Below are 14,417 nucleotides of genomic sequence, written 5' to 3'. Positions count from 1 at the left end.
TCTTCTTTTTTTTTAAAGCAATCTCATTCCGAAGAAATTGATTGCATCAACCAGATCATTGAATTGTTCAAGCTCTCTTTCTATGACGTTCTCGTCGGTCATGTCAATGCTTAGCTCGCCGTCAACGCTTAAGGTATCAGGTCCACGGCCAACAAGGCGGTCCACTCCATCTGCACTTAAAATCCTTTCTGCATCAAGTTGATGGACAAAAGACCTTCCAGGCAATATCACGGCATCCTTGATTTCACTCAAGTCAAGCTTTTCCAAATCCTCTTTGGTGATTAGGCATGCTATTTCCTTTTCGCATGCAACGACATTGATGCTGTCTGCCTCAATCTTGTTGAATATTTTGGAAATGAACGGTTCAGCTATTTTTGAGGTGATTATTGTTGCCTCACCTGTCACAGGCTTTATGAACTGCAGGAACACTTCATTCTCGTCCTTTGCAATTGCAAATGGCCCTCCGGTTTCAGGGTCACACAATGGTGTTCCGCTGACTCTGAACTTGTACTCGGAATTTATTTGCTTTACAAGTTCCGCAAAGTCCTCAACAGGCTGGGATTCTATTCCCTTCACAATCGGTTCGTTGCCAAGAATCAGGCCCTCGTTGAATGTGTTTGCAAATCTCATCAGAAGCATTCCTTTTGCACCCCATTCCTCTAGGGAATTGCATGTTTCTCTTAACACATCCCCATCATTGACACCGGGGATGATTACGGCAGCGCCTGTCAAGTCAATGCTTTCACAAAACATTTGGCAGGACTTCAAGGCTTCATGAGGATTGGGATCCTTGACCCATTCCTTTCTAAGCTTAGGGTCTGATGCAAAAATAGTGAATGACACCTCTTCAACGCCATTGTTTATCAATCTTGTAACGGTGGATGAATCGGTTATTCCCTTTCCTGATGTGTATCCCAGGATGGATGAAATGGAGAATTGATTTAAGTTAGCGGTTAATGTTTCCAAGTGAGGATAACAGCTTATATCTCCTCCTCCACTGATGTATGCGCTTACTTTGCCTTGACGCATTCCCATCATAATGGCGGTCTGTACTTCGTTCATTACTTCAAATGGGGATTTGAATGCTCCCTGAGTTTCGGAAACTCCCTTGCTGCATCTTTCACATCCAATCTTGTTTGGTAAACAGTGTGCACAGCCAAAACTTTTAATTTCTTTTACCTTTCTGAAGTAACAGTATTTACAAAAACCGTTGCAATCTTTACCAGGTATTCCTCCAACATCCGCTACAACTTGCATAATATTTATTATTTTATTTCATTTTATTTATAATATCACACATTTTTTTTGAAATTATTTTTGTATTACTTTTAGTATTATTTATTACTTAGAACATCAAAAGTAATAATTTATAATTTCGCTTTATTTTGAAAATAATTAATTTAAAACAAAAATATTCTAATTTATCTTTAAATTAACTTATTTTTTTTATTTATACTTGGTTTATGGGAGTTAATTTAAAAAACAGTTGTTTTAATAAAAATTAAAAAGTATTACTTTTAACCCCTTTTTTCTTAAATGGAAAATAATTTATTATACTTTATAAACTTTTCTAAAATATCTCATAGGTAATCTTTATATTATATCTTTTATAAAATAAAATTTGTATACCATATGGCTGGCTATTGCAAAACTTGCTTTGTAGCTCAAAAACTCAATTTGGTAAAAAATTTACCATTGAGAGTGGTATATTAGTTAAACTCTATTTATTTAGGAGGGAAAAAATGGCAAAGTTTGATGATAAAATCGATTTATTCGATGATAGAGGCAACGAAATTGCATCTGACGTACCAATCGAAGCTATCAGTCCATTAAGAAACCCTGCAATTGAAAGCATCGTAAAAGGTGTTAAAAGAACTGTTGCAGTAAACTTAGAAGGACTCGAAAAATCTGTTAAAACCGCATCTGTTGGTGGAGACAAATCTAGAATCTTAGGAAGAGAATTAGATTTAGCTATTGTAGATAACGCAGAAGCAATCGCAGACAAAATGAAAGGTATTATCCAAGTTGCAGATGGCGACGATACTGTTGTAACACCTATTTCCGGAGGAAAAAGGTTATTAGTACAAGTACCAACCAGAAGAATTGATGTAGGTGCTGAGTACTCCGCAGCTCCATTATCAACCGCTTCAGCTTTAGTACAATCTGTTATTGACATTTGTGACGTAGACATCTATGACGCAAACTTCGTAAAAGCTGCAGTATTAGGAAGATACCCACAATCTGTAGACTACAAAGGATCTAACATTGCAACCATGTTAGACATTCCACAAAAACTTGAAGGTGCAGGTTACGGTTTAAGAAACGTTAAAGCAAACGACTTCGCTGCTGCTACTTTGAAAAACACTTTCCAAGCAACCGCATTAGCTGCTATTTTCGAACAAACTGCTATGTTTGAAATGGCTGACGCTTTAGGTTCATTCGAAAGATTACACTTATTAGGTTTAGCTTACCAAGGTTTAAACGCTGATAACATGGTATATGACTTAGTAAAAGAATTTGGTGCAGAAGGTACTGTTGGTAGTGTAGTACAAGGAACTATCGCACGTGCTGAAGCAGATGGTGTAATTGCTCCTCAAGAACAATTAACTGATTTCGCTATTTACAACACTGACGACGCAGCTAAATGGAACGCATACGCTGCTGCAGGTGCTGTAGCTGCAACTATGGTTAACGTAGGTGCTGCTCGTGCTGCTCAAGGTATCCCATCTACATTATTATACTACAACGACAACCTCGAATTCGCTACTGGTTTACCTGGTCTCGACTATGGTAGAGCAGAAGGTGTAGCTGTAGGATTCTCCTTCTTCAGTCACTCCATCTACGGTGGTGGAGGTCCTGGTCTCTTTAACGGAAACCACGTTGTAACCAGACACAGTAAAGGATTCTGTATCCCTTGTGTAGCTGCTGCTATGTCCTTAGATGCAGGAACACAACTCTTTTCACCAGAAGCAACTTCTGGTTTAATTAAAGAAGTATACAGTCAAATTGATGAATTCAGAGAACCTATTAAAGCAGTTGCTGCCGCAGCTGAAGAAATTAAAGGTGACATCTAATTAATTTAAACAAATCTAATTTGAAGGTCGTATAATGGATATTGAAATCTTTCCTTACAGAGTTCTTGGAAGCGACACAACCGAAGCGTTGTTAAACGATTTGGAATCACTCGAAGATGTAAAAAGAACAGTAATTCATGGTCCAAGATTTCCAAAAGGTGAAGCAACTCTGCCTCCAAAATACAGGGAACGTAGAGTGATTAATATCAATGGTGAAGATGTAGTTTTACAAGTTAAAACCGCAAGAATATTCCTTGAAATTACAATGGAATCAACAATTGATGAAATTGAGGAAATCTGCAAAGAACACATCCCATATGGTTTTGATATTAATCAAGACAGATCAAACTATATCAGAAAGCAACAAACTGTTACTGATAGAATCAAATATGGTGATAAAGAGTTACCAGATGAATTAGTGGGAATGACAGACCAATATTCAACATTCGATGACCATGTGAAAATAATTAAAAAGGATGACTAGATTAATATGATAGGACGTTGTACTCACGTAGTGGATTGTAGGGAAGCAAGTGGTATGGGTAAAGGAGGAAGCCTTGCTCAAAGAGGTACCTTTGCCGAATGTGGTACTGACGTATGCGCAGTAGCTATGTCCCCCGGGCGTAGACACATTACAAAACCGGTTTGCGAAATTACTTTCGGTTTACGTGAAGCAAATGTTTTAACAAGTACTATGGTTTTAAATGCTGGTGCGGGCGTTCCTCATGATTCTCCCGCTGCAGGTGGAACTTTATTTGGACTTACAGATAAAGAAGTAGAACAAATGCGTAAGTTTAAGCTACTTGTTGTCCACTTAGGTGGTGTTGCAAATCATATTACTTACAAAGCAAGATTAATTCTTAGGAATGTCAATAAACACTGTATTATTATATGCGAATCACCAGTTGACTGTGAAGATTTCGCCAAAATTGGAGTAAAAACTTCAAAAGTCATGCCAGATGAGGGCAATATTAAAACTGCAGGTACTATTGATGATATTGTTACAGGGGTTATCCGTGGTGAAACAATTTCACAGGACAAATTAGATGAAATTATTAGAAAAGTTAAATTAGCATTAGGAGATGCATAATTATGGTACAAATTTATCCAGGTACTTCTCAGGTTGCTCAAAACAGAAGAAACTTCACTAACCCTGAATACGAGTTAGAAAAGTTAAGAGAAATTTCTGATGAAGACGTAGTAAAAATATTAGGTCACAAAGCTCCAGGTGAAGAATACAAATCAGTTCACCCACCATTAGATGAAATGGACGAGCCAGATGACAGTGTAAGAGAATTAGTAGCACCAATCGACGGTGCAAAAGCAGGAGACAGGATCAGATACATCCAATTCGTAGACTCCATGTACTTCGCTCCAGCTCAACCTTTCTTAAGAGCTAGATCTTACTTATCCAGATTCAGAGGAATCGATACTGGTACATTATCCGGAAGACAAGTAGTTGAAGCAAGAGAAAGAGACATCGAAAAACTCTCAAAAGTACTCTTAGAAACCGAATACTTCGATACCGCAAGAACCGGTATTAGAGGTGGAAGTGTACACGGTCACTCCTTAAGATTAGATGAAAACGGTTTAATGTTCGACATGCTCAGAAGACAAGTATTCAACAAAGAAACCGGTAAAGTCGAAATGGTAAAAGACCAAATTGGTAAAGAATTAGACGAACCAGTTATTTTAGGTGAACCATTAGACGAAGAAACTTTAAGAGCAAAAACCACTATTTACAGAATAGATGGTGAAGCATACAAAGACGATGTAGACGCTGTAAAAGTTTGTCAAAGAATACACGTTTCCAGATCCTTTGGTGCATTCAATCCAGAAGCAGGATGGTAGATTATCATGGCTGATAAAAAATTCTTAGATGCAATGAAAAAGAAATTCACTGAAGACCCAACCGAAAAAAGAACCCAATTCTATAACATGGGTGGTTGGACTCAGTCTGAAAGAAAAACTGCATTTGTAAATGAAGGTAAAGAAATCGCTGCAAAAAGAGGAATCCCAATGTACAACCCAGACATTGGTTCTCCTTTAGGTCAAAGAGCTTTAATGTCTTACCAATTATCTACTACTGACACTTTTGTAGAAGGTGACGATTTACACTACATTAACAACGCAGCTATCCAACAAGCATGGGATGACATTAGAAGAACTGTAATTGTAGGATTAAACACTGCACACAACGTTCTCGAAAAAAGATTAGGTATTGAAGTTACTCCTGAAACCATTACAAACTACTTAGAAACTGTAAACCACGCTATGCCTGGTGCAGCAGTAGTTCAAGAACACATGGTAGAAACTGACCCATTAGTAGTACAAGATTCCTATGTAAAAGTATTTACCGGTGACGACGAATTAGCTGACGAAATTGACTCAGCATTCGTATTAGACATCAACAAAGAGTTCCCTGAAGAACAAGCTGAAGCTTTAAAAGCTGAAGTTGGTGGAGCTATTTGGCAAGCTGTAAGAATTCCATCCATTGTAGGAAGAGTCTGTGACGGTGGTAACACATCCAGATGGTCTGCTATGCAAATTGGTATGTCAATGATTTCCGCATACAACCAATGTGCTGGTGAAGGTGCTACTGGTGACTTCGCATACGCATCCAAACACGCAGAAGTTATCCACATGGGTACTTACTTACCTGTAAGAAGAGCAAGAGCAGAAAACGAACTTGGTGGAGTTCCATTCGGATTCATGGCAGATATCTGTCAAGGTTCCAGAGCTTACCCTGATGACCCTGTAAGATCAACCTTAGAAGTAGTAGCTTTAGGTGCTGCTTTATACGACCAAATTTGGTTAGGTTCTTACATGTCTGGTGGTGTAGGATTCACCCAATATGCTACCGCAGCATACACCGATAACGTATTAGACGACTTCACCTACTATGGTAAAGACTACGTCGAAGACAAATACGGTGGATTAACTGAAGCACCTAACAACATGGACACTGTTCTTGATGTAGGTACTGAAGTAGCATTCTACGCATTAGAACAATACGAAGAATACCCAGCTTTACTCGAAACTCACTTCGGTGGATCTCAAAGAGCATCCGTTATTTCCGCAGCTGCTGGTTGTTCCACTGCATTCGCTACTGGTAATGCACAAACTGGTTTAAGCGCATGGTACTTATCCATGTACTTACACAAAGAACAACACTCCAGACTCGGATTCTACGGTTTCGATTTACAAGATCAATGTGGTGCAGCTAACGTATTCTCCATCAGAAACGATGAAGGTTTACCACTCGAAATGAGAGGACCTAACTACCCTAACTACGCAATGAACGTAGGACACCAAGGTGAATACGCTGGTATCGCACAAGCACCTCACTCCGCTCGTGGAGACGCTTGGGCTTTCAACCCATTAGTAAAAATCGCATTTGCTGACAAAAACTTAGTCTTTGACTTCAGTAAAGTACGTGAAGAATTTGCTAAAGGTGCATTAAGAGAATTCGAACCTGCTGGTGAAAGAACTGCTATTACCCCAGCAAAATAGATAGATAAACACGGTGATAGGCGATTACTCGCCTATCCACCACTTTATAAAAATCAAGTTTACTTGAAAAATTCCAAAACATTTATATTATAGACTTGTATAAATATTATATTAGGCAATAATTCATGGATATTTTATGAGTTTTGATTTTTGTATGGAACAAAAATCAAGTCAACTTGAAATTTCCAAAATATGAAAATTATTGTTATTTCATGATTTGTTGTATGGAACAAAAATCAAAATTTCACGTTTATTAAATGATCAATTTAATAAAATAATATGGAGGAAAAAAATTATGGACCCTGTAACATTAGGTGTAGTTGCATTAATGGGTGCAGTTGCTACTATCGGAGGGGCTGCAGAGGACTTAGAATCTGATATCGGTTCTCAAAGTAACCCAAACTCCCAAGTTCAACTTGCTCCACAAATGGGACATTTACACCGTATGATAAACAAGGCAACTTCTGGTGAACCAGTTGCTTATGGTGTTTGGTGTGGTGTTGCTGGTGCTGTTGCATACTTAGTAATGTCTTTAGGTTTAATCCCTATCGTTGCTATTGCAATGGGTGCTTGTATCGCTGCTTTTGTTCACGCTATTTATACTGTTACATCCCACATGGGAAGGATTGTCGGACAATCCCAATTCGAACAACCATTATTTATGGATGTATTAACACAATCTTTAGGACCTATCGTAGGTCACGGATTTATAACTAGTTTTTGTATTGTCGGAATTTCTTACTTAATGACCATTCCATTGAATGGAACCCCATTACACGTATTCCCATTACCACTCTTAGCAATGCTTTGGGGTATTGCTTTAGGTGCTATCGGTTCTTCAACTGGGGACGTTCACTATGGTGCTGAAAGTGAGTATCAAAAATTCGAATTTGGTGGAGGAACTCCTGTAGCTATCCAAGGGGATATCGTTACTAAAGCTCCAATGGGTGCTAAAAACTCTATGGATGTTGTAAACTTCTGTGCTAAATTCGGTGGACCATTAACTGGTTTCTGTTTCGGTCTCGTTGTATTCTTTAGTTTCTGGAATACAGTAGTATTTGGAGTATATGGTGGTATTATTGTAGGTATTATCATTGTTATCTTATTAATTATCATGGATAACTATTTAGAAGTATTTGCAAGAACCAAATATGGACCATATGAGGAAGAATAAGGAGGTTTCGATTATGGATCCAATTACATTAATTTTATTCATCGCAATAGGCGGTATTATGATTGGTGCAGGTGTGCACTTTATTCCTGTAGGAGGAGCTCCTGCGGCTATGGCAACCGCTACTGGTGTAGGTACCGGTACTGCTATGTTAGCTGCTGGTGCAGGTTTAACAGGATTAATCACTGCTGCAACCATGACAGGTGAACCATTTTATATAGTAGGTATTGGTGGTGCAATCGGTGCTATGATCATGATGGGTATTACCATGCTCATTGCTAACTTAATCTACATCTTCGGTGTAGGTATTGTTCCTGCTGCATCCAAAGTTCCTGTAGACTGGATTACCAAACGTAACCAAGAAATTTACAAAACTCCTGGTACCGAAGGTCACGGTGTACCTTTAACTTCATTTGTAAGTGGTCTCATTGGAGGTCTTCTTGGTGGTTTCGGTGGTGGATTAGTCTACTACGGTATTTATGATACTGTACAAGCTTCTTTTGAACCTGCTATCGCAATCGGTTTAGCTGCTATTTTAGGTGTAGGTGTGTTCTTTATCAACTCTGTAATTGCTTCATATAACATCGGTGGTACCATTGAAGGTATGCACGATCCAAAATTCAAAAGAATTGGTACCGGAGCTATTGCATGTGCTATCGCATCTATCGTTGTCGGAATATTTTGTATTATTTTAACTGGAGGTATCTAAGATGTCTGCTGGTGGAAGTGCTGACGGTGCAGCTGCAGGTGCAGTAAGTTCAACAATGTTATTAGCTGTAGGTATCGTTGGCGGATTATTATGTATTTACTTATCCGGCTTTTTAGGAGACTTAATTGGCCCTGTTGTTGCTGGTATTGGCGCAGTATTAGCAATTATTTGGGGAGCAGATGCTATTCGTAGAGTAGCAAGTTACGGTTTAGGTACTGGTGTACCATCTATCGGTTATATGTCTCTTTCAGTTGGTGTAATTTCTGCATTAGCAGGTCTCAGTTTAGCAACTATCTTAAAAATGTCCATTCTCGGACCTGTCGCTGGTTTTGTAATTGCTGTAATTATTGGAGCAGTTATTGCTATTGTAGCTACTAAAATCGTAGGTATGAAAATCCCTATTATGCTTCAATGTACTATTGAAATTGCAGGTGCAGCTACTTTATCTATTTTAGGATTTGCTGTTGCTATTGCAGGTAGTTATGACATGACTGCAATCTTTACAAATGTTGTTGCAACTGGTTTTATTGCTGTATTATTTATTATGTGTACTATGGCTATTCAACACCCATTCAACGCATGTTTAGGACCTAACGAAGATCAATTAAGAACCTTAAAATGTGCAGCATCTACTGCATTCTTATCAATGACTATTGTTGGTCTCTTATCTGTCACTACTGGCGGATTAGGTTGGTTCCTTGTATTCATCGTTGGTTTAATCGGATGGGTTGTATCATTCAGAGCATTCGTATTAGCTTCAATTAATGACGCAGCATCAACCAAATGGGCTGGATTATGGCCTAAAGTGGAGCAATAGATTAGGAGGAATTAAATATGGCTCAAATGTTACCTATGATACAAATTATACCTGAAATGAATTTCGCATTAGATCCTGCAACCGGGATCATCGGATCATCTTTAGGTGGTGGAGTTGTACTCTTATCTATGGACGACGTAAACGAACAAGTAGCAAAAGTTGAATTGGCTGCTGATGAATTAATGGCTTCATTAGACCCATACACAAGTCCTGTTGGATCTTACCCTGGAAGGGAAGGTTCCTATGTTACCGCAGGATTATTAACTAACGTGGTATATGGTTTCTTATTAGCATCATTCATCATATTTGCTGCATTGCCAATCTTACAAGCGATGGGGGTATTATAGATGGCTGATAAAAAAGCTCCTGCAGACGGCTGGCCGGTTATTAGTGGGGATTACATTGTAGGTGATCCTGAAAGCCCTGTTGCGGTTACCACTTTAGCTTCTCACATTGAAGCTGAATTATCTGGAGCAGCTATCGCAGGTCCATGTAAAACAGAAAACTTAGGAATAGAAAAAGTAGTCGCAAACATTATCTCAAACCCTAATATTCGTTTCTTAATATTAGCTGGTGCTGAAGTACAAGGACACATTACTGGTCAAAGTATCCAAGCATTATATGATAATGGTGCAGACCCAGATAAAAAGAAAATCATCGGCGCAACCGGTGCTATTCCTTTCGTAGAGAATGTTCCTCTCGACGGTATTGAAAGATTCCAACAACAATTAGAGATTGTTGACTTAATCGATACAGAAGATATTGGAGCAATTCAATCAAAAATCAATGAATGCGTAGAAAAAGACCCAGGTGCTTTTGAAGAAGAAGCTATGGTTATTTCTGTAGATGATGATGGCGGAGAAGAAGAAGAAGGCGAAGCAATGAAAGTTGTTTCCGCTGAAACTGGCCTTATCGAAGCAAGAATTAGGGACATAAACACTAAAATCGATATGGTTGGAGCTATCCAAAGAAATATGGCTGGTAATTATGCAGGTAAAGTCCAAGGTATAATGATCGGTTTAGCTTTCACTTTAATCATTGGAGTTTTATTCTTGATGTTCTAAGGAGGTAATAATTATGGTACAAATTTCAAACAAACCAAATATTAATAGTATGAAAACTGCAGCAGATGATGCTGAGTACAGTTCAAAGCTCCTTGCAAGAGAAGGTAAACTTTTTGCAGGTTTACTTGCAACAAGATTTAAAGGATTTGCTATTGGAGCATGCATAGCTTTACTTTTAATCGTAATTATTCCTTTTATTGCAAAAGCATTAGGATTTTAGAGAGGTGTTATTATGAGTGAAGAATCAGTACCTCAAGTAATGGTTTCCTCAGATGATTTCAACCAAATTACTGCTAAATTAGATGAAGCAGAAGAAAAAGTTGATTTCACTGTTGGGGAATATTATCAACGTTTAGGCCAACAAACTGGTAGAGATGTTGGTATACTTTATGGTATTATAATTGGATTAATTATTTTAGTTGTAGCTATAAAATTCGGTGTAGCTTCAATGTTAGCTACCTTAATATAAGGAGGTTTATACTTATGTTTAGATTTGATAAAGAACAACTCGTCGTTGATATTGCTGGCGTTAAAATGGGTGGACAACCTGGTGAATACCCTACCGTTTTAGCAGGAACAATCTTTTACGGCGGACACAAAATTATTAGTGATGAAAAAGCAGGGGTCTTTGATAAAGACGCTGCTGAAGGATTAATTAAAACAATGGAAGAAATGTCTGATGTAACCGGAAACCCTTGTGTTATACAAAATTTCGGTGCTACAGCAGAAGCTATGGTAAAATACTTAGAATTTGTAGGAGACGTCAGTGACAAACCTTTCCTCATAGATTCAACCGCTGCTGCTGCTAAAATTGCAGGTGTAGAATATGTTCAAGAAGTAGGTTTAGCTGAAAGAGCTGTTTACAACTCTATAAGTATGGCTGCAGAACCTGGCGAAATTGAAGCTCTTAAAAACTCTGACATCGATGCATCCATTCTCTTAGGATTCAACCCAATGACTCCGGGTGTAGAAGGAAAAATCGAAATCTGGGAAACTGGTGGAGCAGTTATCGATCAAGGTATTCTTGAAATGGCTGACGAATGTGGAATTACCAAACCATGGATGGACGTAGCTGTAACTCCATTAGGTCAAGGTGCAGGACCTGCTGTAAGAACCGCTTACGCAGTAAAAGCTAAATGGGGATACCCAGTAGGATCCGGTATTCACAACGTACCTTCCGCATGGGACTGGTTAAGACAATACAAAAAAGAACACAAAGAAGCATGGCCTGTTTGTGATATTGGTTCAAACATCGTTCAACAAATGGCTGGTGGAGACTTCGTTCTTTTCGGACCTATCGAAAACTCAAGACTCGCATTCCCTGCATGTGGTATGGCAGATATCATGATTGCTGAAGCAGCAAAAGATATCGGTACCGAACCAATTGAAGAACACCCAATTAACAACTTATTATAGATATAAGGGGTCCCGATTAGATGATTCATTTCATCTAATCAATTTTTTTTTATTTTTTTCAAAAACTATTTTTTAACTGATTTTTTCTAAAACTTTTTAATAAAATTTATATTATTATAAAAAGATAGTATTATTTAACTTTATATTTTGGAGAGGTTAGATAATGTCTTTTTTAAGTAGAATTTTTAACAAAGGTCCTAAACCTATTATTGCTCATTCTAAAACAGGTAATTTAGCCACTTTAAGAGCTCAAAAGGCAGGTCCTGCAAGTCCTGGCGCTGTGCAAAAGCCAGACACTTTTTATGTAACTGCTTCTGTTGAATTAGGTAACACCACTACAAAATCCATTGTAATGGCCACTAATTTAAACACAAGTGAATCTTATTTATTGAATAAAACCGTTAAAATGACCCGTGATATACGTCCGCCAAAACCTAATGAAGAGGTTTTCGGTAAGACAGTTTGGGGAATTGAACTTTCCAAGGAATCCGTAACCGAGCTGATTAAGGATACAGTTTTGGAATCATTAAGAAAATGTCATGTTGACAAATATGAGGATTTGGATTTCGTTGTGAGATCTACTGGGGTAACTGCAGGTTTTGCAACTGCTGAAGAAGCCGGTCAATTGATTATTGCATTAGCTGACGGCTGTCTTGAAGCAGATATTCCTCCTCGTAAGATGTCTCCTGCAATGAGCATTTCTCAGCTTCCTGAAAGATTGCAGAAACATTCCCTTTTGGAAAACATCATGTTTGACGGAGCTGTTGTTAGTGTAGTTCCTCCTCAAGGTAAGGAAACTGTTGCAAATGAGATGGAAGGGGAACTTGTTACTGCAGGTATTAAACTGGGTGCCAAATGGACAGATGTTGACTACAGAAACCCTTGTGTTTCCCTTGATTTCGGTTCAACATTGGCAGGACGTATCGTTAATGATAATGAGCCTTATGCAAATACAGTCGGTAACTTCCTGGGTCTTGCAGGTGTTGTAAGCGACTCTTTGGCTAGAGGTTCCGGTCAAATCGATAAGAAGAACGGTGCTGCTTTGGACTTGTATTCAGATAAGGCAATGAAAAAGGCAGACCACAAGCAAGCTGAGGCCAATGCTTTGGAAGCACATAAGCTGATCAACATTACCAAAGTGCCAATGGATGTCGAAAGATTCGGTACTGTACCGGTTAATCCTGAAGCGGCTGAAAATGCAGGAACTACATTAATCGGTTGTGATGTAGGTTTCAATGGTGATAAACTCGATGACTTGATGGAATTGGGTGCTCAATTCTATGATGCCGATGGCCTTCCAACATTGCTTTCAACCCTGGACTATGTAAGTACCAATATCGTAAAAAGGGTTTTGGATGTTGCTTTTGCTGAAAATGTCATCGTTCCAGGTTCCGCATTGGGAATAACAGGTAGGGCAGGTATCACCGGACGCAAGCCTGAACTTATTTTGGAAGCTGTTCAGGACAAGTTTGAAAACGTCGTATTCGTTGAGGACGGTTTGGCGTTAGGTTCTGCTATCATGGCCCGTTGTATGAACTCAATGGGAACACCTAGAGTGCCTATTGGAGGTAAGCAAGGTGGAAGATGCATTCTTAAAGACCGTATGAAAATGATGGGCGGCAAGTTCGCTTAGAATTCAAGTGGTTTTTTCATGATTTATGCAATTTTAATGGCAGGAGGTATGGGAACCAGACTAAAAGTTCCCTGCGAAAAGCCTCTTTTCAAATTGCATGATAAACCTTTGATTAAATACGTGATTGACAACCTGAAATCATCCAGATTGATTGATAAAATTGTCATTGCTGTGAGTCCCAACACCAGGCAGACAACCGAATATCTAAGATCTTTAAATGAGGATTATAAAATTTTAGACACCTCAGGGGACGATTACTTAAAAGACTTATCATACATCCTCGATTATTTTGAAAAAAGATCCAAAGAGGATATTCTGGTTTTCATAAATGCCGATTTGCCTTTCATATCTTCACAAACCATTGATGATGTCATAACTCATTACCTGGATTCGGATAAGGACGCATTGTCCGTTCTGGTTCCTGTAGAGGTTTTTAAGGATTTGGGCCTTGAATATTCATATGATTTTGATGGAAAGGTGCCATCGGGACTAAACATTTTAAGAAGCGAAAACATCATCCAGGATGAAAATCAGTTGGTTCTCGCGAAAGTGGAATTGGCGTTGAACATCAATACAATTCCCGACAGTGAAATTGCAGAAAAATTATATCATGAATATTATATTTAAATATAATGAAGTTTTAATAATTATATAAGTAAAAATTATTTTTATCAGGTGATTAAATGGAAAATAAACAACAACTTCCAAAAAGAGAAGAAAAACTATGGAGTGAAATTAAAAACTACCAAGTAGCTACCAACAACGCACGTATCCTTGGAGTATTGGACGAGTTAATTATTAATGAAAAAACTGGTAAAATCGTCGATATCGCTATCAGGATAGAAAGCGACCGTAATATTCATGTAAAAGGCGCTAAAAGAAACGGTGACTTATTGTTAGTTCCTTTTGCTAAAGTGGAAAAAGTTGGCGAATTCATTATTGTAACTGAATAATTTCAGTTATTCTCTTTTTTTTATTTTTGACCCTATTCCATATAGGGTGTTAATTATTTATATTTAG

17 protein-coding genes are annotated in these 14,417 nt (G+C 38.2%); 16 read left to right on the top strand and 1 reads right to left on the bottom strand.

Annotation, left to right across the window (positions count from 1 at the left end; translation table 11 throughout):
• Window positions 1-12 precede the first annotated feature (12 nt).
• Window positions 13-1,257, bottom strand: coding sequence for a methyl coenzyme M reductase-arginine methyltransferase Mmp10 (mmp10, locus tag MBBTH_RS07225; RefSeq protein ID WP_116592385.1), 1,245 nt, complete (start codon window positions 1,255-1,257; stop codon window positions 13-15).
• A gap of 485 nt (window positions 1,258-1,742) precedes the next feature.
• On the opposite strand from mmp10, the gene mcrB reads away from it, so the two are divergent.
• From mcrB to MBBTH_RS07145, 16 genes are all read left to right on the top strand, one after another.
• On the top strand, window positions 1,743-3,074 hold the full coding sequence (gene mcrB, locus MBBTH_RS07220) for a coenzyme-B sulfoethylthiotransferase subunit beta (RefSeq protein ID WP_116592384.1): 1,332 nt from the start codon (window positions 1,743-1,745) through the stop codon (window positions 3,072-3,074).
• Between the two features lie 34 nt (window positions 3,075-3,108).
• Window positions 3,109-3,558, top strand: coding sequence for a methyl-coenzyme M reductase operon protein D (gene mcrD / locus MBBTH_RS07215; protein WP_116592383.1), 450 nt, complete (start codon window positions 3,109-3,111; stop codon window positions 3,556-3,558).
• 6 nt (window positions 3,559-3,564) lie between these two features.
• Window positions 3,565-4,164 (top strand): methyl-coenzyme M reductase I operon protein C, encoded by a 600-nt coding sequence (gene mcrC / locus MBBTH_RS07210; protein ID WP_116592382.1) that lies wholly within the window; start codon window positions 3,565-3,567, stop codon window positions 4,162-4,164.
• Window positions 4,165-4,166: 2 nt separating this feature from the next.
• Complete coding sequence (gene mcrG, locus MBBTH_RS07205; RefSeq protein WP_116592381.1) at window positions 4,167-4,925, top strand: coenzyme-B sulfoethylthiotransferase subunit gamma; 759 nt, start codon at window positions 4,167-4,169, stop codon at window positions 4,923-4,925.
• A 6-nt stretch (window positions 4,926-4,931) separates the two neighbouring features.
• Window positions 4,932-6,587: a coenzyme-B sulfoethylthiotransferase subunit alpha gene (gene mcrA / locus MBBTH_RS07200; RefSeq protein ID WP_116592380.1), complete on the top strand. Its 1,656-nt coding sequence runs from the start codon at window positions 4,932-4,934 to the stop codon at window positions 6,585-6,587.
• Between the two features lie 295 nt (window positions 6,588-6,882).
• Window positions 6,883-7,761, top strand: a complete 879-nt coding sequence (gene mtrE / locus MBBTH_RS07195; protein ID WP_116592379.1) for a tetrahydromethanopterin S-methyltransferase subunit E — start codon at window positions 6,883-6,885, stop codon at window positions 7,759-7,761.
• Between the two features lie 13 nt (window positions 7,762-7,774).
• Complete coding sequence (gene mtrD / locus MBBTH_RS07190; RefSeq protein ID WP_116592378.1) at window positions 7,775-8,467, top strand: tetrahydromethanopterin S-methyltransferase subunit D; 693 nt, start codon at window positions 7,775-7,777, stop codon at window positions 8,465-8,467.
• A 1-nt stretch (window position 8,468) separates the two neighbouring features.
• The gene (gene mtrC / locus MBBTH_RS07185; protein ID WP_116592377.1) at window positions 8,469-9,284 is read left to right on the top strand and encodes a tetrahydromethanopterin S-methyltransferase subunit MtrC; all 816 of its coding nucleotides are present in this window, start codon (window positions 8,469-8,471) and stop codon (window positions 9,282-9,284) included.
• 17 nt (window positions 9,285-9,301) lie between these two features.
• Window positions 9,302-9,631 carry a tetrahydromethanopterin S-methyltransferase subunit MtrB gene (mtrB, locus tag MBBTH_RS07180; protein WP_116592376.1) on the top strand — a complete coding sequence of 110 codons (330 nt, stop codon included), beginning with the start codon at window positions 9,302-9,304 and terminating at the stop codon, window positions 9,629-9,631.
• Window positions 9,632-10,348: a tetrahydromethanopterin S-methyltransferase subunit A gene (gene mtrA, locus MBBTH_RS07175; protein ID WP_116592375.1), complete on the top strand. Its 717-nt coding sequence runs from the start codon at window positions 9,632-9,634 to the stop codon at window positions 10,346-10,348.
• A 13-nt stretch (window positions 10,349-10,361) separates the two neighbouring features.
• Window positions 10,362-10,568, top strand: a complete 207-nt coding sequence (locus MBBTH_RS07170) for a tetrahydromethanopterin S-methyltransferase subunit F (RefSeq protein ID WP_116592374.1) — start codon at window positions 10,362-10,364, stop codon at window positions 10,566-10,568.
• Window positions 10,569-10,580: 12 nt separating this feature from the next.
• A complete protein-coding gene (gene mtrG / locus MBBTH_RS07165; protein WP_116592373.1) occupies window positions 10,581-10,817 on the top strand; it encodes a tetrahydromethanopterin S-methyltransferase subunit MtrG in 237 nt (78 codons plus the stop codon).
• Window positions 10,818-10,831: 14 nt separating this feature from the next.
• Window positions 10,832-11,764: a tetrahydromethanopterin S-methyltransferase subunit H gene (gene mtrH / locus MBBTH_RS07160; protein ID WP_116592372.1), complete on the top strand. Its 933-nt coding sequence runs from the start codon at window positions 10,832-10,834 to the stop codon at window positions 11,762-11,764.
• Window positions 11,765-11,927: 163 nt separating this feature from the next.
• Window positions 11,928-13,397: a methanogenesis marker 14 protein gene (locus MBBTH_RS07155; RefSeq protein ID WP_116592371.1), complete on the top strand. Its 1,470-nt coding sequence runs from the start codon at window positions 11,928-11,930 to the stop codon at window positions 13,395-13,397.
• A gap of 18 nt (window positions 13,398-13,415) precedes the next feature.
• Window positions 13,416-14,024, top strand: a complete 609-nt coding sequence (locus MBBTH_RS07150) for an NTP transferase domain-containing protein (protein ID WP_116592370.1) — start codon at window positions 13,416-13,418, stop codon at window positions 14,022-14,024.
• Between the two features lie 56 nt (window positions 14,025-14,080).
• Entirely contained in the window at window positions 14,081-14,350 is a 270-nt protein-coding gene (locus MBBTH_RS07145) for a PRC-barrel domain-containing protein (protein ID WP_116592369.1), read from the top strand.
• Window positions 14,351-14,417: the final 67 nt, after the last annotated feature.

The organism is Methanobrevibacter thaueri, from assembly GCF_003111625.1.
Taxonomy (GTDB): domain Archaea; phylum Methanobacteriota; class Methanobacteria; order Methanobacteriales; family Methanobacteriaceae; genus Methanocatella; species Methanocatella thaueri.
The sequence above is the reverse complement of the archived record's forward strand: the minus strand, read 5'-3'. Positions and strand labels throughout refer to the sequence as shown.